The sequence below is a fragment of the Citrobacter sp. C6_1 genome, assembly GCF_014596835.2.
Lineage (GTDB): Bacteria > Pseudomonadota > Gammaproteobacteria > Enterobacterales > Enterobacteriaceae > Citrobacter > Citrobacter pasteurii.
Genome location: NZ_CP115031.1, coordinates 3683618 through 3702014 on the forward strand (window position 1 = coordinate 3683618; position 18397 = coordinate 3702014).

Here is an 18397-nt window from a genome sequence, read left to right on the forward strand (position 1 = left end):
TTCCACCAGCCGGCTCTCTTCCCCCTCTTGTCTCTCCCCTCTCATCCGCTATGTTGACTTTTAGTTCCCAAAGTGTAACTAGAAGGTTAATAATAATGACAAACACATTCCGCATCTCTCTGATCTCTGCTGCTGTTTTCATGTCGTTTTCTGCCCTGTCCGCGCTACCGCAGGGGTATCCGGCTGACTACCAAAAGGTGGTTGATGCCGCCACCAAAGAAGGCAAAGTCGTGGTTTACTCCACAACGGATACCAAAGCGGCGGGGCCGCTGATTCAGGGCTTTGAAGCCACCTATCCGGGCATCAAAGTTGAATATAACGATATGAACAGCACCGAGCTGTATAACCGTTATATCAGCGAACAGGCTGCTGGCGGCGGCAGCGGTGACGTCATCTGGAGCTCCTCTATGGATACCGCGATGAAGCTCGCGACCGACTATGCCATGGAGTATGTTTCAGCAGAGCAGAACCAGCTACCGAAATGGGCTGTCTGGCACAACAAAGCGTACGGCACCACCTACGAGCCGGTGGTGTTTATTTACAACAAGCGCCTCATCCCGGCGAACGAGGTTCCGGATTCTCACGCCGCGCTGGCAAAGCTGATTGCAGGCCAGGTGGATAAATTCAAAAGCAAAGTCACCACCTACGATATCGAAAAATCCGGGGTTGGCTTCATGCTATCGGTGCTGGATTACAAGGCCGATCCGAACTACTTCAAAACATTGGCCGACGTGGCGAAAGGCGGGTTAGCCGTGCAATCGTCCACCGGTACGATGATGGAGAGGGTTTCATCGGGTGAAAACCTGATTGGTTATAATATCCTCGGCTCTTACGCCGAAGCGCGTGCCAAAAACGACCCGTCACTGGGTATTTCCTATCCGAAGGACTACACCCTGGTGCTGTCACGAGTTTCTTTCATCAGCCAGCAGGCAGAACATGGCAATGCTGCCAAATTGTGGCTGGACTATGTGCTGTCTGAAAAAGGGCAAAACATCCTCGCCAACCAGGCCGATATTCCCTCTATCCGTAACGATATCGAAGGTAAAAATGACATCGACGGTATGACCAAAATGCTGGGTAGCGCGCTGAAGCCGATCCCGGTTGATGAGTCATTACTTGAATACCTGCAACCGAAGAAACGTCTGGACTACATCAAACAATGGCGTGAAGCCGCGGCCAAATAAGAGCCAGAACCAGGTGCACGGTTCACTGGTGCGCCTGGTGCTCGTTTCCTGAATTCGTGTTACCGGATCTCGCTTATGAATGCATTACGCAGAAAGTGGCAAAGCTTGCCGCGCGGCATCGTCGTGCTGTTAACCGCGCTGGTTATCTACACGCCATTGTCGTTCATCGTGATACAGAGCTTTTTGTCCGCGCCGTTCTTCTCGCCGGCAAAGGACTGGAGCCTTGAATCCTTTGGCTTTATTTTTACCGACCCTGACTTCTATAAAGCGCTGAAAAGCGGCTTTATTCTCGCATTCGGTCTGGTCATTATCGCCATTCCTCTGGGCGGCATACTGGCCTTCCTGATGGTACGTACCGACTTACCGGGTAGACGTCTGATTGAGCCGCTGATCCTGGTGCCTATTTTTGTTTCACCGATGGTGCTGGGTTTTGGCTATGTGGTGGCCGCAGGCCCGGTGGGCTTCCTGTCGCTGTGGGCGCAGTCGCTGATTGGCTTCGTGCCGTGGAATATCTACGACATGTCGAGCATCGTGGTCATTGCAGGCCTGACACACGTACCGCACGCTTATCTGTATATCTCATCAGCGCTGCGCAGCGTGAGCTCAGACGTGGAGGAAGCCGCGCGTATCTCCGGCGCTTCCCCGCTGCAGGTGATGACCTCGGTCAGCCTGCCGATGGTTCGCCCGTCTATTCTGTACGCCGTGGTGCTGCTGTTTTTCCTCGGTCTGGAAGTCTTTGGTCTGATGCTGGTACTGGGCGATCCGGAAGGCAACATGGTGCTGGCAACCTACCTCTATCAGTTGACCAATAAACTGGGTACGCCGTCGTATCACCTGATGGCGGCCGTTGCCGTGGTGCTGATCTGCCTGACCATCCCACTGGTCATGCTACAGCGTCGCCTGATGCGTACCGCTAACCGCTTCGTCACCATGAAGGGTAAAGCCTCGCAGGCCCGCGCGTTACCGCTGGGTAAATGGCGCTGGATAGCGGGTGGTGTGGTCGCGTTTTGGCTGACCATTACCATTGGCGTACCGTTGATGGGTGTGGTGCTGCGTGCGTTTATCTCCAACTGGGGTGTGGGTGTGTCGCTGTGGGATGAGCTGTCGCTTAGCACCTTCCGTACCATCTGGGAACAGCCGAACCTGTTGCGGGCCATCGTCAACTCCATGGCGATTGGCGTAATAGGCGGCGCACTGGCGGTAGGTTGCTATCTGTTTATCGGTATCGCGATGCACCGCAAGCCGGATAACACCACGCGTTTTCTAGACTACAGCGTGCTGGTGCCCCGTGCGGTGCCGGGCCTGCTCGCGGGTCTGGCGTTTTTGTGGGTGTTTCTGTTCTTACCGATGTGGCTCGATAACGCGCTGAAATCCGGCTGGTTATCCGGCATGCCGTGGTCGCAGTGGTTGCGAGACACGCTGATTGTCTGGCTGCGCTCGCTGCGTAGCACCATTTTCAGCGTCTGGCTGGCGTATACGGTGGTATGGATGGCCTACGGCCTGCGCCTCATCTCCTCAACGTTGCTGCAAGTGGGGCCAGAGCTGGAGGAAGCGGCACGCAGCACCGGTGCGACGCGTGGGCAGATTACCCGCCACGTTACCATTCCGCTTTCGCGTTATGGGCTGATTGGCTCATGGCTGCTGATGTTCCTGATCTTTGAGCGTGAGTATTCAACGGGCGTCTATCTGCTGTCGCCAGGCACGGAAACCATCGGTTCGATGCTGGTATCTCTGTGGGCGGCAGGTGCTATCGACATCGTCGCCGCACTCTCGTTTATCAATATTTTGTTGGTGGTGGTGGGCCTGGGTATTGCCCTACGTTTTGGAGTGAAATTACATGATTGAATTATCGGTCGAGAACCTGCACTTAACCTACGGTGATAACCCGGTGCTAAAGGGCGTGACCATGGACCTCAAACGGGGCGAAGTGGTTTCGTTACTGGGACCGTCCGGTAGCGGTAAAACCACCCTCCTGCGCGCGGTGGCCGGGCTGGAAAAACCGACACAAGGGTCAATTACCATCGGCAACAACAAGGTCTACGACGGCACCCCGCGCAGCGAAATCCCAGCCGAAGAGCGTAATCTGGGGCTGGTGTTCCAGTCCTATGCCTTGTGGCCGCATAAAACCGTATTTGAGAATGTGGCTTACCCGCTGAAGTTGCGCAAAGTCTCCACCGCAGAGATCAACCAACGGGTACAGGGTGTGTTGGATCAACTGGGCCTGGGACATCTGGGTAAGCGCCATCCGCATCAACTTTCTGGCGGCCAGCAACAGCGTGTAGCGATTGGCCGGGCGCTGGTTTATAACCCACCCGTGATCCTGCTCGATGAGCCATTATCCAACCTTGATGCAAAACTGCGGGAAGAAGCGCGCGTATTCCTGCGTGAGCTGATTATTAATCTCGGGTTGTCCGCGCTGATGGTGACGCATGACCAGGGAGAAGCGATGTCGATTTCTGACCGCATTTTGTTGCTCAACAACGGCAAAATTGAACAGCAGGGTACGCCGCAAGAGATGTATGGTTCCCCAAAAACGCTGTTCACCGCTGAGTTTATGGGCAGCAACAACCGTCTGCATGGCAAAGTCACTGACGTGCGCGACGGCAAAGCACGTATTGAAGGACGCGACTGGGTTCTGTGGGGTCAGGCGGGCGACGGCGTTCAGGTTGGCTATGAGGGCACCGCGGTGATCCGCGTTGAACGAGTGGTGCTGGCCGACGGGCCAGGCGAAAACCAGTTGGCTCTCCCGTTGCTCACCAGCATGTATCTCGGTGACCGCTGGGAGTACCTGTTCCGCACCGTGGCTGATGATTTTGTCATCCGCGCCTATGGCAACGAAGTTCGCGATCCTCAGCACTGCCACCTGGCGTTACCCGAAAAACATGTTTGGGTGTTCCCAAAATCCTGATGCCAGAAGGGAGCGGCTGTCGCTGCTCCTTTTTCTGGAAGGAGGATAGCGGTAATACAGAAGATATATTTGAGTACAATGGGATGATGATGCTGCTCATCGTGCTGATGACATCAAACGACCTGAGCCTGGTACAGGAAATGGGAAAAATCAGTCCGGAGACATAGAAAAAGCGATAATAGGAGCCAACAAGAATAATCAAGCAATTGATTTTATTGAAAAAACCAATATCGAAGAATAAAACTATACACACACCTATACACATTGGCGGATGCGTTCATTTTTCGCACAACTTAAAACTACGAAAAAAACTTTTTTTACGGAAAACTGTTCACACTGTTCACTCGCCATTATTTGTGTTTATTTTCAATATGATACATGATGAACAGTCCGTGAACAGTGAACACTTTACTGTTCACTGTTACTGATTTCCTACCTCCCCCACTCTAGCTTGAATCGATTTAATTTATGGATACATCTCAATCAGGAAGATTATCGGCTTAACTCTTACGACTTCAAATAGTCGATCCTACAACATGAGATAATGTTAAAATTATGTGCATCCTGCATAGTGTTTACATTTTAAACTTAAACACTTTTTCCATTTTTAATAGGAATATCAATACAATATGATGGATATTGTTATAGGGGCTGTGGGGAGCCTCATCGCAACAGGTCTGATTACTTTTGTAGCAAAATGGTTATGGCCAAACATAAATGATCGATGCCTTTACAAAGGCATTCGCATTGAAGGAGTATGGGATTTAACCGAAGAACGCAGTGGCGGGATTGAAACTGTAGGCAAGCTCGAATTAAAACAGCAAGGCTGCCGTCTACGAGGCACTAGTGTTAGGACCAAGACGCGTGATGGTCAACATTCACAAAGAAAATTCCATTATTATGGTTCAATCAGCGGCAATCAGGTGACCATGATTTTTGAAGATGCGCAAGGAGTTGGTTTTGATACTGGTACTAATGTTTTTACAGTCTACAACGATGGTAAGACCATGGTCGGTATGACTACTTTCCACGGCAAAGCGGAGAATAAAATTGTCTCAGAACCGCGAAAACTATTAAAAGCAGTATCGTAATCCCGATATATGAGAATGTTATTAAATAACTCACTCATATAAAAATCACATAACTTACTAAAATCATTCAGCTAAATTTGAATTTGAGTTGTGTATAGGGAATTGGCATTTTACTCTTCAAGTTCGTTGACTTTCGGGTAGAAACAGACCGGCATTGCCGGTCTGTAATGATTATTTCTCTGTGGTTTCGTCGCACCGGGGAAGCCAGTCGGCGTTGCTTTCTTCCCTGAGCGCAAGATTCGTCTGCATACCCTGATTTGTTCGCCGCCTGGCGTAATTCAGCCCGTACTCTTTCAGCATCGATGACAGCCCTTTGCCGAACATGGTCAGGCTGAGTGTGTTCTTGTAGCCGTGCGCCTCCATGTAGACCAGATAGGCGTGATACAGGTACAGGCGCGGCTGTCGCGGGATGATATTCGCATTCCCCATGTACATACCGTCAGGCTCGGGCAGTGCCTCCAGATAGCCACAAAAATCGAATGTCGGGTCAGCATCGCGCTTGATGCTGAGCGCCTCATCGGAATTCTGCTGCGACTGGAGCAGTGTACGCGCGGTCATCGGGTCGCTGAACGTCTGCATAAGCTGGCGCACGATGACGGCCAGCTCCCGGGCAATTTTATCTTTCAGCTTCGGGTCACGTTCTTCCGGGGCAATCTGTTCCGGGAAATGCATTATCACCCGGCGACGGGACACCCCGCCGCTGCGGTCGGTGAAGCGCATCGGATTGTTGTTTACGGCCAGTATCACCGCCGGAATATGGGTGGAGTATGCATCGCGGTATTTCGGGTCAACGGAGACCGCATCCCCGCCGGTAATGGCCTTGAGTCCAGCCCCGTCACCGCTCCATTTCTCCTGGTCAGGCAGACGTATCAGCGAGAAGCCAATCAGCGCCGCGCGTTCGCGGGGGGATTCCAGCGTTTCGATGGTGGCCGACGTGGCGTTATCTTCCCCGGCGAGCATCGTCGCTATTTCGGCCAGAATGCTTTTCCCGCTTCCGCCCGGACCGGTCACTTCGAGGAAGAGCTGCCAGTCGTAACGGTTCGCCAGCACCATAAACAGCGCGGCGAGTATCACGTCACGTTTATCGGCACGCGAACCGGCGGCGCGGTCGAGCCAGCGCCAGAAATTCGGCGCGTGCGTCTCCAGCGTTTCCCCCTCCACCGGCGGGGTGAAATCCACGTCGCACAGGGTCAGCCAGGCACAGGCGACCGCCCGGCGATAGAGCGCGGCGCGTAAGACGGGCGTTAATGGCTTTTTCATACGTTGCCCTCCCCGGTCAGCCAGCGCTGATTGCAGCGGTCGACCACGCCGTCAAGCCGGGCTGTCATGAGGTAAATCACCGAGGTGAGCTGTAGCGGCTGCGCCGGATTGTGACGCAAAGAGGTGCAGTCCTGCACCTGCATCAGGTCACGCACCTGCATTAAAAGCGCCCCAGGAAGCGGGCAGGCGTGGCGGGGAGAGCATTGCGTGCCAAAGATAGTGATTAATTATTTTTAATTTATGCTGTTCGAATCTTTCCAGAAGCCACTTACATAGAGATAGACCGTAAACTTTCAGTAAAATACTAACATCTGAACGTGGTTCATAATCGGTATGATATTCAGTAATTAAGCTGCGCATACAGAATGTGATATCTTACTAACTTTAGACTCAACATCTTTTATATCTAAGCACTATAAAATATGATTTATTTATTATTCCATCGCAAAAAAAACAGAATACAAATGGGATATTTAATTTAAAAAACCAAATAAAATAATCTAACATCCTGTCCACGCGTGAAATAATTCCAGAATCAAAAACAATGGCAACCTGTTAACCGAGTTATTCCGAGATCCTCGAATCATTGCACACTCTGCACTGTACTAGCCTCTTAAAATATTAATAAACGCCTCACACCAAAAAATAGAAAACATGTCCTTTTTCAACTGAGAGGCGTGACAATAAACTATCGCAAAGCTGCTTTTATTTGCAACAAAAGCTCAGCCCGCCTAATAATACTTTGAGTGCTGAGATACTCTTCCATTAATCCTGTCAAATCAGTTTCGGTTATATATTCATCACCAACTTCAAACTCATGGAAAAATCTATTCAGCTTACATATAGTTATCGTATTTGAACCTTTCATTGATTTATCAATATATGCCCTACCAAACCTAATAATATGTTCATCCCATGAATCAAAATGAGGGTGTACTATTTTAAAAACAGTGCCAGTCGTTGGGTATCTTACGCGCCGAGAACTGTTTCTAGTTACATCAGGAACTTCATTAATCACTTCCTGAGCTCGTTTAATCTCATTACAATCAGCACATATTACACATAGATTTTTAGGAGTGAACATAAAATCTATCTTTAAAGATTTTGGTATTATATGTTCAACAGTACAGTTTAAAGCAGAACGTAATGAAATATCATTTTTACAAAATGCACACGTACCACGTTGTTCACCACGATAAAAATCCCTAATTCTTGCTCTAAGGTTAGATAGTAAACCATCCCCCCAAGACAAATGCGTATAATTACCTCGCTTGACCTCATCAATAGCCAGAAGGTCATCACTTGTAAAAACATAAAGGTTTTCAATATCAGCCATAATAATCGAAAACCTCCTCCAATACTTTAATCAACTCGTAGACAGGATCCTCTGATGCTATATTTTCCTTAAAACTCTTTAACCTTTCTAACAAAACAGTATCTTCTACGTCAAAAGATTTATTCTTTTTAACTTTTGAAAATAAGTTGATTGCTAGCTTCGTTATATATTCATTTCTATACCCTGGAGCATCGAATACTTCCGCTAACTGATAATCGGCTGATCTAAATGAATTATCGACAGAAGAAGTGAGCTCATCATTCTCAAGAGAGAGAATGTATCCGTTATCAGATTTTAAACCGGAGACAATTTGCGGAGAGTGTGTCGCAATCAAAAAATGACAACCAACATAGTCAGAAAATGTATTTTGCAATAAATCTATAAATTCCAATTGCCATTTAGGGTGAAGGCTTATTTCTGGCTCATCAATGCAAATCAGAGAGCCATTTGAAATAGAACTCGCTATTCCCATCATCATCAAAATCATACATTGCTGACCAGAACTAGATTGGAAAAGACTGATTTTATTTTTTTCTGCTTTCCCATAAACTCTAATATCTTTAACTTGCAGAATATTTAAATCAATAAGAACCAATAAATTTTCAATCTCAGATTCAAACATACCTCCTTCTGAATATAAGTTGAGCTTAAAATAAAAATTTTTACCAAGATAGTGATATTGGGTATAATCGATGTATTTAGAAACATCTGATATAAAATCTTCAAGATGAGTTAAATTATTCTTTTCCTTATAATTATTAAGCTTTTCAATAAACAAAGGATCCTTAAACCTGTTTCTTTCTACGTAATCGTTATAGAATTCCACATAGTTGCCGCTTTTTAACTTACCGAGATTGACATTTAAAGAGAAACTAATATCCATCATCGGAGCGAACCCTAAATATGAGAATAGTCTACCTAATCTTTTTAATATACCATGATTAATACTCATGCCATAAAAAATTGAGGCTATACCTTTAGTCAGAATAGCATGTGGCGAATTGCTAGTTGTTTTTAAACCATAATAAAAATAATTATTCTTAAAGTTGAGATTTTTTGCAGCATGCACATATAAAGGAAATTTATCAAACCGCCCAGTTGAAACTGCAATAACTTTCTTCGGACTAGTAATGGAACCTGAGGCTAAGAGAGCACTGTCATCTTTAGAAAAAATAAAAGAATTAACTACCTTACTAAGTAGACGACTCTTACCACTTGAGTTTTTACCCGTGATAATTGTATATGTATTTTCTTCACTTACATTACTTTTACTTAATGTAAACACACGACCATCGCTAGTCACTTGTTCAATTTGAAATTTCATAAGTCACCACTTTTAAAAATAAATTCACTATACCATGAAAGCATGGTTCTTCTATTTAATATATATTGAGCATGATTGTAAGTACCTCTGATATTGTTTTTATCCACATGGGCTAGTTGCATTTCAATCCATATACTTTCATAGCCACGCTCATGCAAAATTGTAGACAATGTATGCCTGAAACCATGGCCTGTTAACTTCCCACCGTATCCAATACGTTTGATAAGCTGATTTATGCTTGCTTCACTCATAGGCTTATTCGGATCGTTCCGTCCCGGAAAAACATAACGATAATTCCCTGTCATGATCTTGAGTTCATTTAGTAAATCTAACGCCTGAGTAGACAATGGCACAAGATGTGGCCTGCGCATTTTCATCCTTTCAGCAGAAATTTCCCAAATAGCGTTATCCAGATCAAATTCCGACCATAATGCAGCCCGTAATTCGATGGTTCTTACACCCGTAATCATCAGTAACTTCGTAGCAATCTGGACAAGCCGATTACCTGTGTAACTGTCTAAAGCACACAGAAAATCAGGTATCTCATCAGCCTTTAAGAACGGGAAATGATTGGATTGATGTACTTCAAGAGCACTGGAGAGATCCGCTGCAGGATTAAATTCAGCCCTTCCTGTAGCAATGGCATAGCGGAAAACTTCTGAGCATCGCTGCCGAACTTTGCGCATTTTTTCTAATGCACCACGCTTTTCAATTTTACGCAGCACATTAAGCAGTTCTAGCGGTTTGATTTCGCCGACAGGTCTCGTACCCACGTAAGGAAAAATATCGTTCTGAAACGCTTCCATGATATCTGACGCATATCCTACCGACCATTTGGCGGACTTCATCTGATGCCACTCTGTGGCTATCTTTTCAAACGCGCTTTCGGATTCCGTTTGCAAAGCAATCTTCTGCTCTTTTCTAACCTCACTCGGATTCTTTCCTTCCGCGACCAGTTTACGGGCATCGTCACGTCGAGAACGCGCATCAGCGAGTGTGATTGTTGGATAAACACCAAGCGAGATCATTTTGGGTTTACCGGCAAAACGATAACGGAACCGCCAGCTCTTGCTTCCATTAGGTTCTATAAGCAATGAAAGCCCTTGCCCATCTCCAAGTGTATAGGCTTTAGCTTCAGGCTTAGCGCGGCGAATCTGCATATCGTTTAAAGGCATGTGTATAGGAATCCAAGACCGAACAGGAACATATACACAATCCTATACACATTCAGTACCGGATTCTACTGGATGATTACGGACTACTATGGACTTAAAAGAATAAAAAACGTTATAAATCAGATCGTTTACGGACTAATACGGACGTTTAGGGAAGTTGAGATGGTGCCGATAATAGGAGTCGAACCTACGACCTTCGCATTACGAATGCGCTGCTCTACCAACTGAGCTATATCGGCCCTGATAAGGACATGTCCACGAATGCGAACACGGGGTAGAAGGTTAAAACTAACCGGGCGATGCGTCAATGGCCTTGTGAATCAAACGCCTATTTTTGCATCACCCGGTTTCAATTACGCACGAATCGTGTCGTCACCAAAGCCAATCCACTTGTAAGTGGTCAGTGCTTCCAGCCCCATTGGGCCACGAGCGTGTAATTTTTGCGTGCTCACGGCGACTTCCGCACCGAGTCCAAACTGACCGCCATCGGTAAAACGGGTAGAGGCGTTTACGTACACAGCGGAAGAATCGACTTCATTCACAAAACGGTCGGCGTTGCGCAGCGTACGCGTCAGAATCGCATCGGAATGCTGAGTACCATGCTCACGAATATGGGCAATGGCGTCATCCAGATCGGCGACAATCTTCACGTTCAGATCCAACGATAAAAACTCATCGTCATACTGTTCCGCTTTTACCGCCATGACGTTTGCCGGTCCGGCCTGCAATGCGGCCAGCGCAGCATCATCTGCATGAAGCGTCACGCCGCTTTCTGCCATTTGCTGGCTTAGAGCAGGCAGGAAGCGCTCAGCTATACTCTGATTCACCAACAGTGTCTCGACAGTATTACACGTGCTCGGACGCTGGGTTTTGGCATTGACGATAATCTTCAGTGCCGGGGCGATCTCTGCCGTGTCATCTACATAGATATGACATACGCCAATACCACCGGTGATAACCGGAATGGTCGACTGCTCACGACACAGCTTGTGCAGACCCGCGCCACCGCGAGGGATCAGCATATCGATGTACTTATCCATCCGCAGCATTTCAGCGACCAGCGCGCGATCCGGGTTGTCTATCGACTGCACGGCGGCGGCCGGTAAACCGCAGGCTTCCAGCGCCTTTTGGATCACCGCTACGGTCGCGGCATTCGTCCGGCACGTCTCTTTTCCCCCGCGCAGGATCGCCGCATTGCCGGTTTTCAGGCACAGGGAAGCCACATCAACGGTGACGTTTGGACGCGCTTCATAAATCACGCCAATCACGCCCAGTGGGACGCGACGACGCTCCAGACGCAGACCGCTGTCCAGCAGCCCGCCGTCAATCACCTGCCCGACCGGGTCGGCGAGATGACACACCTGGCGCACATCGTCAGCAATCGCTTTCAGACGCGCCGGCGTCAGGGCCAGGCGATCGAGCATCGCATCGCTCAGGCCATTGACTCGCGCCTGCTCAACATCTTGTACGTTTGCGCTGAGAATGCTTTCGGTTTGAGCTTCCAGCTCATCAGCGATTGTTTCCAGTACGCGATTTTTTTCGCGACTGGAGAGCAGCGCCAACTTGTATGACGCGGCTTTGGCAGCAATGCCCATTTTTTCCAGCATATGCCTGTTCCTTAACGGGTAATCATGTCATCGCGATGGACAGCAACCGGGCCATATTCATAGCCCAGGATGGTATCAATCTGCTGTGAGTGGTGTCCGGCAATACGGCGCAGCGCGTCGCTGTTATAGCGAGTGACACCGTGGGCAATATCGCGCCCTTCCAGATTGCAGATGCGGATCACTTCACCACGAGAGAAGTTGCCTGTCACGCTTTTAATACCTTTTGGCAGCAATGAGCTGCCGCGTTCCAGAATCGCTCCTGTTGCGCCCTCATCGACGGTAATTTCCCCGGCAGGCGGCGCGCCAAAGATCCAGCGTTTACGGTTCTCCAGCGGAGAAGCCTGAGCATGAAAACGCGTCCCAACGGAAACGCCCTCCATCACGTCGCCAATCACGCCCGGCTTGCTACCTGCGGCAATAATGGTGTCGATCCCGGCACGGCACGCGACATCGGCGGCCTGCAGTTTAGTCCCCATGCCGCCAGTACCCAGGCCAGAGACACTGTCTCCGGCAATGGCGCGCAGCGCATCATCAATACCGTGCACATCTTTGATCAGCTCCGCCTGCGGATTGGTGCGCGGATCGGCGGTGAACAGTCCCTGCTGATCGGTCAGCAGCAGCAGCTTATCGGCCCCGGCCAGAATCGCTGCCAGCGCCGACAGGTTGTCGTTATCACCGACTTTAATTTCGGCGGTCGCCACCGCATCATTCTCATTAATGACCGGAACGATGTTGTTATCGAGCAGCGCGCGTAGCGTATCGCGGGCGTTGAGGAAGCGCTCTCTGTCTTCCATATCCGCACGCGTGAGCAGCATCTGCCCAATATGAATACCGTATATCGAGAACAGCTGTTCCCACAGTTGAATCAATCGGCTCTGCCCTACCGCCGCCAACAGCTGTTTCGAGGCTATCGTTGCCGGGAGCTCAGGGTAACCAAGATGCTCACGTCCGGCAGCAATCGCACCCGAAGTAACGATAACAATACGATGCCCTGCGGCATGGAGCTGCGCGCACTGGCGAACCAGTTCTACGATGTGGGCGCGGTTCAGGCGGCGCGATCCGCCCGTTAACACACTGGTGCCAAGTTTTACCACCAGCGTCTGGCTGTCACTCATGATTCTCTGCCATTCAAAATTGGGGAAAATGATATCAAACGAACGTTTTAGCAGGACTGGCCCCGGTTGCCAACAACCAGCGCACAAAGCATGAAATTTTATTGCGCAGGATCAGCAAGCGTAGCGGCAGATTTTGACGCCTTTATTACAGAAACAAAAAAACATCTTTTTTTAAAATTACTCTTACTTTGTCATAAAACGTTCATTGCCAGACGTTAAAAACCTTCCTGTCTTTTAACGGGGATCACACCCAGTAAATATTAGCGCGTACTTTTTAATCGGGAATGAAAATGAAAAAGAGCACTCTGGCATTAGCGGTGATGGGAATTGTTGCGTCGGCATCCGTACAGGCAGCGGAAGTGTATAACAAGAACGGCAATAAACTGGATCTGTATGGCAAAGTAAAAGCTATGCATTACATGACGGATTATGACAGCAAAGACGGCGACCAGAGCTATATCCGTTTAGGTTTTAAAGGCGAAACGCAAATTAACGATGAACTGACGGGATATGGCCGTTGGGAAGCGGAGTTTGCCGGTAATAAAGCCGAAAGTGACTCCAACCAGCAAAAAACGCGTCTGGCTTTTGCTGGTCTGAAATTAAAAAATCTTGGCTCATTTGATTATGGTCGTAACCTGGGTGCGCTGTACGATGTGGAAGCGTGGACCGATATGTTCCCGGAATTCGGCGGCGACTCCTCAGCGCAAACCGATAACTTTATGACCAAACGCGCCAGCGGCCTGGCGACCTACCGTAATACCGACTTCTTCGGCGTCGTCGATGGTCTGGATCTTACCCTGCAATATCAGGGTAAAAACCAGGACCGCGATGTGAAAAAGCAGAACGGAGACGGTTTTGGTACCTCCGTGACGTATGACTTTGGCGGTAGCGATTTCGCCATCAGTGGTGCGTATACCAACTCCGACCGTACCAATCAGCAGAACCTGCAAAACCGGGGTACTGGCGATAAAGCAGAAGCCTGGGCAACCGGCTTAAAATATGATGCTAACGATATCTATATTGCGACCATGTACTCCGAAACACGCAATATGACGCCTGTTTCCGGCGGCTTTGCCAATAAAACGCAGAACTTCGAAGCGGTTGTTCAGTACCAATTTGACTTTGGTCTGCGTCCGTCACTGGGTTATGTGCTGTCGAAAGGTAAAGATATTGAAGGCGTTGGTAATGAGGATCTGGTGAATTATATCGACGTGGGCGCAACGTACTATTTCAACAAAAATATGTCTGCGTTTGTTGATTATAAAATCAACCAACTGGATAGCGATAATAAACTGGGCATCAACGATGATGATATCGTGGCCGTCGGTATGGTTTATCAGTTCTGATGTAACATAAAAAATGCCGGATGGGGTTGCGCCGCCATCCGGCATTTTGCTGTTCGTTATGCCGTTAATTTAACCGGTTCATCCTTAAAATCATCGGCAGGCTCCAGCGCCAGATTCAGCGTCGTTAACAACCCACGCAACTTTTCATGAAACTCACGTAAGGTGTATTCCAGTCGCTCTACCACTTCAGTCTCTTTAATCGGCACGGCAGTCCAGTTGCCGTCTTTATCGAACAAACCAAACTGGTAGCTGTACGTAAAGCGTTTTTCCTGCGCCTCCAGTTCCATCCACCAGCCCCAAAATTCACGTTTCTCTGGTGCCGGTTTCACGTTGACGCAAACAGCCAGACAATCGAAAAAGAATCGATTATCTTCGCACTGCCCTTCGCGGATGTAAGGGCCAAGCGCGGTGAATTTTTTGATCAATCTGCTTTTCGGATGCCCACTCGGTAACGTCATTACGATCTCCTTAGGTGAAGCACCTGTTTTACCAAATCGATAAAATTTAGCAAACTTTTAACACAATCTCTGATTGATCCAACCGGTTATTTCCTGCAGCCCTTTGTCAAAATTGCGATACACCGGGTTGAATGGAATCTCCAGCAGCTTACCGTCAGAAGATGAAGATGTGATTAATCGTGATTCCTCTTCCGGGCTAAACGGATCGTTTTTCCAGTATCCCGACAACATTGGCGTCGGACAACGTCTGCCCAGCAGCCCCTGCACTTTTAATGAATAGCGATTAAGCTCAACGCGCAGCGCTTCATCGGAGGCGTCGTGCATCCCCAGACGACTGGCCAGAACGTCAAGATACATTTCCGGAACGCTTGCCTGTCGCTGTGGGTCGCTAAGCAGCGCATGAACCACCGGTCCCAGACAGGCCACCGCCTTCAGACGCGATGATTCCAGATACGCCAGGCGTACTGCGACGTTAGCGCCAAAACGAAAACCGAAGGCTGCCACGCGGGTGTGATCTACCCAGGGAACGTTAGGCAGCGCTTTTAATACGTGCTGGTGCAGCAGGCTGGAATCCTGGGTCAGTTTCCATTTTGACGAGAACCCGACCGACGGCATATCCAGCGTCAGCATGGCGATACCGCGCGGGGCAAAGTAGCGCTCATACAGACTGTAATAATCCGTTTGCATGGAGTCGAGACCACCGCACATCAGCACCGTCGGGAACGGGCCGTCGCCTTTTGGCATGTGCAGGAAGCCAGTGATTGGCGCGCCGCCGGTAATGGCAAATTCCATCTCACGCAGCGTACCCGGCAGACGCTGTGCAGCCTCTTCATAAGCGCGATTAGCCAGAGCCTGAGCCTGCTCTGCCAGCTCATCACCTTTTAAGTGGGGGTAAGCAGCAATGTTGTACAACGTGGAAGCATGCAGCCAGTGGCGTCCGCTCACCTGTGGATCCTCTTCCATAGATGCTTTCTGTTGCCAGTCCATCGCCTGCTTCGCCCACTCGTAGATCCAGTTCCCGCCGCGATAGCCGATGACCGTGTCGTAGAGTTCTTTATCCGTACGCTCGGCTTCGCTCATCACGATGCGGGCCTGCACTTCGAGGATTTCGCGCGGATCGACCCCACGCCAGATCCACATCAGGCGATTCACCATGCGATACCAGTGCGGGATTGTTTTGCCATCCAGAGCGGACTGCACAGACGGCTGCGCGCCGTGGTTAAAACGACGAACCAGCGTTGACGTTTCAGGATGTTTGAAGCGGGGTTTAAACAGAACTTCGCTGAGGTTAGCCTGCGACATGATTACGGCCTCCATGAGTACTCACTAAGGCATAGTGTAACCTGACACCGCACAAAAAGAACAACGCCCGACAGTGCGGGCGTTGAAAACTTTTTAGATTAGCGACCAGAGATCGGCGGAACGAATACCACGCCCATATCCCACGGCTGCTCAATCCAGGTATCCTGCGGAATATCAACAATATAATCATTCACCAGCGGGCGACCAGCCGGTTTAGCGAAGATCGTGACGAAATGCGCTTTAGGATACATTTCGCGGATCGCAACGGCGGTACCACCGGTATCAACCAGGTCATCGATGACGATAAAACCTTCACCGTCGCCTTCGGCACGCTTCAGCACTTTCAGTTCGCGCTGGTTGTCGTGATCGTAGCTGGAGATGCATACGGTATCGACATGGCGAATACCCAATTCACGCGCCAGCAATGCGCCCGGCACCAGACCACCACGGCTAACGGCAATAATGCCTTTCCATTGTTCAGAAGGCATCAGGCGGCTTGCCAGTTTACGTGCATGGACTTGCAACATGTCCCAGGTGACGACGTATTTTTCGCTCATGTGAAGTGTCCCAGCCTGTTTATCTACGGCTAATTAATAAATTGAGGGTGAACCAGGTTGCGCGAGATTATAGAGATCTGACGCACTAAAAACCAGTGTTTCGCGGAATCCGCGCCTCTTTTTGCATGCTTTATGCTAGCCGTCGGCGGAGAAAGTGGTATTCTCAATCGCATCGCGCAAGCCTGACTTGTGGTGTTTTTAATTCTGCTAACCCTGTGGCCTGCAAGCAAGTTTTGCAGGACATCGCCAAGGAGACTCAACGTGTCTGAACTGTCTCAATTATCCCCGCAACCGCTGTGGGATATTTTTGCTAAAATCTGTTCTATTCCTCATCCGTCCTACCATGAAGAGCAGCTCGCTGAACACATTCTGAGCTGGGCCCAGGAAAAAGGTTTCCACGTCGAGCGCGATCAAGTCGGTAATATCCTGATTCGCAAACCCGCTACCGCAGGCATGGAAAACCGCAAGCCGGTCGTTCTGCAAGCGCACCTGGATATGGTTCCGCAGAAAAACAACGACACCGTGCACGACTTCACCAAAGATCCTATCCAGCCTTATATTGATGGCGAATGGGTAAAAGCCCGTGGCACCACGCTGGGTGCGGATAACGGTATCGGTATGGCATCCGCGCTGGCCGTTCTGGCTGATGACAATGTGGTACACGGTCCGCTGGAAGTTCTGCTGACCATGACCGAAGAAGCAGGTATGGATGGCGCATTTGGTCTGCAGGCGAACTGGCTGCAGGCGGATATTCTGATCAACACCGACTCAGAAGAAGAAGGTGAGATCTATATGGGTTGCGCAGGCGGGATCGACTTTACCGCTAACCTGCCGCTGTCCCGTGAAGCAATCCCGGCTGGCTTCCAGAGCTTTAAGCTGACGTTAAAAGGTCTGAAAGGTGGTCACTCCGGCGGCGAAATTCACGTGGGTCTCGGTAACGCCAACAAGCTGCTGGTACGCTTCCTGGCAGGTCACGCTGAAGAGCTGGATCTGCGTCTGGTTGATTTCAACGGCGGTACGCTGCGCAATGCAATTCCGCGTGAAGCCTTTGCCACCCTCGCCGTGGCTGCAGATAAAGTTGATGCGTTAAAAGCGCTGGTCAGCACCTACCAGGAGATCCTGAAAAACGAGCTGGAAGCCAAAGAGAAAAACCTGGCTCTGCTGCTGGATGCCGTAACTAACGACAAAGCCGCGCTAACCGCGCAGTCTCGCGACAGCTTTGTGCGTCTGCTGAACGCCACCCCTAACGGTGTGATCCGCAACTCCGACGTCGCCAAAGGCGTGGTAGAAACCTCGCTGAACGTCGGTGTGGTAACCATGACTGACGATAATGTTCAGATCCACTGTCTGGTTCGTTCGCTGATCGACAGCGGTAAAGACTACGTGGTGAGCATGCTGGATTCACTGGGTAAACTGGCTGGCGCCAAAACCGAAGCCAAAGGCGCGTATCCAGGCTGGCAGCCGGATGCAAACTCTCCGGTTATGCACCTGGTGCGTGAAACCTATCAGCGTCTGTTCAATAAAACGCCGAACATTCAGATCATTCATGCTGGTCTGGAATGTGGCCTGTTCAAAAAACCGTATCCGGAAATGGACATGGTTTCCATCGGGCCAACCATCACTGGTCCGCACTCCCCGGATGAGCAGGTTCATATCGAAAGCGTCGGTCACTACTGGCGGCTTCTGACTGAACTGCTGAAGTCTATTCCGGCGAAGTAAGTCTGCGCTAACTGC

General features: G+C 49.5%; 15 protein-coding genes, 1 tRNA gene and 2 pseudogenes. 6 read left to right on the forward strand and 12 right to left on the reverse strand.

Annotated features, from left to right (window positions below):
- The first annotated feature begins 95 nt into the window (after positions 1-95).
- The 4 genes from IB196_RS17765 to IB196_RS17780 all read left to right on the forward strand — a co-directional run bounded on the left by IB196_RS17765 (position 96) and on the right by IB196_RS17780 (position 5183).
- Complete coding sequence (locus tag IB196_RS17765) at positions 96-1184, forward strand: ABC transporter substrate-binding protein (protein ID WP_188232277.1); 1089 nt, start codon at positions 96-98, stop codon at positions 1182-1184.
- Positions 1185-1259: 75 nt separating this feature from the next.
- Entirely contained in the window at positions 1260-3029 is a 1770-nt protein-coding gene (locus IB196_RS17770) for an iron ABC transporter permease (protein ID WP_040232845.1), read from the forward strand.
- The gene (locus tag IB196_RS17775) at positions 3022-4092 is read left to right on the forward strand and encodes an ABC transporter ATP-binding protein (RefSeq protein WP_005133552.1); all 1071 of its coding nucleotides are present in this window, start codon (positions 3022-3024) and stop codon (positions 4090-4092) included. Before IB196_RS17770 ends, IB196_RS17775 begins: the two co-directional genes overlap by 8 nt.
- Before the next feature lie 629 nt (positions 4093-4721).
- Positions 4722-5183, forward strand: coding sequence for a hypothetical protein (locus IB196_RS17780; RefSeq protein WP_188232276.1), 462 nt, complete (start codon positions 4722-4724; stop codon positions 5181-5183).
- Between the two features lie 171 nt (positions 5184-5354).
- On the opposite strand, the pseudogene IB196_RS17785 reads toward IB196_RS17780, so the two are convergent.
- The 9 genes and pseudogenes from IB196_RS17785 to proB all read right to left on the reverse strand — a co-directional run.
- Positions 5355-6380 (reverse strand): annotated as a pseudogene (locus tag IB196_RS17785) (primase-like DNA-binding domain-containing protein); the annotation flags it as partial.
- An 18-nt stretch (positions 6381-6398) separates the two neighbouring features.
- Positions 6399-6443 (reverse strand): annotated as a pseudogene (locus IB196_RS17790) (hypothetical protein); the annotation flags it as partial.
- Entirely contained in the window at positions 6440-6604 is a 165-nt protein-coding gene (locus tag IB196_RS17795) for a hypothetical protein (RefSeq protein ID WP_188232307.1), read from the reverse strand. The gene IB196_RS17795 and the pseudogene IB196_RS17790, both read right to left, overlap by 4 nt.
- A gap of 527 nt (positions 6605-7131) precedes the next feature.
- Positions 7132-7779 carry an HNH endonuclease domain-containing protein gene (locus IB196_RS17800; RefSeq protein WP_188232274.1) on the reverse strand — a complete coding sequence of 216 codons (648 nt, stop codon included), beginning with the start codon at positions 7777-7779 and terminating at the stop codon, positions 7132-7134.
- Positions 7772-9103, reverse strand: coding sequence for an ATP-binding protein (locus IB196_RS17805; RefSeq protein ID WP_188232273.1), 1332 nt, complete (start codon positions 9101-9103; stop codon positions 7772-7774). The genes IB196_RS17800 and IB196_RS17805 overlap by 8 nt, the downstream gene beginning before the upstream one ends.
- A complete protein-coding gene (locus tag IB196_RS17810) occupies positions 9100-10278 on the reverse strand; it encodes an integrase arm-type DNA-binding domain-containing protein (protein ID WP_188232272.1) in 1179 nt (392 codons plus the stop codon). The genes IB196_RS17805 and IB196_RS17810 overlap by 4 nt, the downstream gene beginning before the upstream one ends.
- Positions 10279-10441: 163 nt before the next feature.
- Positions 10442-10517 (reverse strand) — tRNA-Thr (locus IB196_RS17815).
- A 114-nt stretch (positions 10518-10631) separates the two neighbouring features.
- A complete protein-coding gene (gene proA, locus IB196_RS17820) occupies positions 10632-11885 on the reverse strand; it encodes a glutamate-5-semialdehyde dehydrogenase (protein WP_005133586.1) in 1254 nt (417 codons plus the stop codon).
- 11 nt (positions 11886-11896) lie between these two features.
- Entirely contained in the window at positions 11897-13000 is a 1104-nt protein-coding gene (proB, locus tag IB196_RS17825) for a glutamate 5-kinase (protein ID WP_005133587.1), read from the reverse strand.
- Between the two features lie 290 nt (positions 13001-13290).
- On the opposite strand from proB, the gene phoE reads away from it, so the two are divergent.
- Positions 13291-14346: a phosphoporin PhoE gene (gene phoE / locus IB196_RS17830; protein WP_040232850.1), complete on the forward strand. Its 1056-nt coding sequence runs from the start codon at positions 13291-13293 to the stop codon at positions 14344-14346.
- Positions 14347-14402: 56 nt separating this feature from the next.
- Here the strand turns inward: phoE and crl are convergent, their stop codons facing one another.
- From crl to gpt, 3 genes are all read right to left on the reverse strand, one after another.
- Positions 14403-14804 (reverse strand): sigma factor-binding protein Crl, encoded by a 402-nt coding sequence (gene crl, locus IB196_RS17835; protein WP_005133595.1) that lies wholly within the window; start codon positions 14802-14804, stop codon positions 14403-14405.
- 57 nt (positions 14805-14861) lie between these two features.
- Complete coding sequence (gene frsA, locus IB196_RS17840) at positions 14862-16106, reverse strand: esterase FrsA (RefSeq protein WP_005133596.1); 1245 nt, start codon at positions 16104-16106, stop codon at positions 14862-14864.
- A 98-nt stretch (positions 16107-16204) separates the two neighbouring features.
- Positions 16205-16663 (reverse strand): xanthine phosphoribosyltransferase, encoded by a 459-nt coding sequence (gpt, locus tag IB196_RS17845; protein WP_005133597.1) that lies wholly within the window; start codon positions 16661-16663, stop codon positions 16205-16207.
- Positions 16664-16924: 261 nt separating this feature from the next.
- On the opposite strand from gpt, the gene pepD reads away from it, so the two are divergent.
- Positions 16925-18382, forward strand: coding sequence for a cytosol nonspecific dipeptidase (pepD, locus tag IB196_RS17850; RefSeq protein WP_005133598.1), 1458 nt, complete (start codon positions 16925-16927; stop codon positions 18380-18382).
- Positions 18383-18397 lie beyond the last annotated feature (15 nt).

Excerpts from the sequence above, each read along its gene's own strand:
- phoE (WP_040232850.1), top strand. The coding sequence starts at position 13,291 with ATGAAAAAGAGCACTCTGGCATTAGCGGTGATGGGAATTGTTGCGTCG.
- proA (WP_005133586.1), bottom strand. The coding sequence starts at position 11,885 with ATGCTGGAAAAAATGGGCATTGCTGCCAAAGCCGCGTCATACAAGTTG.
- IB196_RS17810 (WP_188232272.1), bottom strand. The coding sequence starts at position 10,278 with ATGCCTTTAAACGATATGCAGATTCGCCGCGCTAAGCCTGAAGCTAAA.
- IB196_RS17765 (WP_188232277.1), top strand. The coding sequence starts at position 96 with ATGACAAACACATTCCGCATCTCTCTGATCTCTGCTGCTGTTTTCATG.
- IB196_RS17780 (WP_188232276.1), top strand. The coding sequence starts at position 4,722 with ATGATGGATATTGTTATAGGGGCTGTGGGGAGCCTCATCGCAACAGGT.
- IB196_RS17795 (WP_188232307.1), bottom strand. The coding sequence starts at position 6,604 with ATGCAGGTGCGTGACCTGATGCAGGTGCAGGACTGCACCTCTTTGCGT.
- IB196_RS17805 (WP_188232273.1), bottom strand. The coding sequence starts at position 9,103 with ATGAAATTTCAAATTGAACAAGTGACTAGCGATGGTCGTGTGTTTACA.
- gpt (WP_005133597.1), bottom strand. The coding sequence starts at position 16,663 with ATGAGCGAAAAATACGTCGTCACCTGGGACATGTTGCAAGTCCATGCA.
- IB196_RS17770 (WP_040232845.1), top strand. The coding sequence starts at position 1,260 with ATGAATGCATTACGCAGAAAGTGGCAAAGCTTGCCGCGCGGCATCGTC.
- IB196_RS17800 (WP_188232274.1), bottom strand. The coding sequence starts at position 7,779 with ATGGCTGATATTGAAAACCTTTATGTTTTTACAAGTGATGACCTTCTG.
- proB (WP_005133587.1), bottom strand. The coding sequence starts at position 13,000 with ATGAGTGACAGCCAGACGCTGGTGGTAAAACTTGGCACCAGTGTGTTA.
- IB196_RS17775 (WP_005133552.1), top strand. The coding sequence starts at position 3,022 with ATGATTGAATTATCGGTCGAGAACCTGCACTTAACCTACGGTGATAAC.
- frsA (WP_005133596.1), bottom strand. The coding sequence starts at position 16,106 with ATGTCGCAGGCTAACCTCAGCGAAGTTCTGTTTAAACCCCGCTTCAAA.
- crl (WP_005133595.1), bottom strand. The coding sequence starts at position 14,804 with ATGACGTTACCGAGTGGGCATCCGAAAAGCAGATTGATCAAAAAATTC.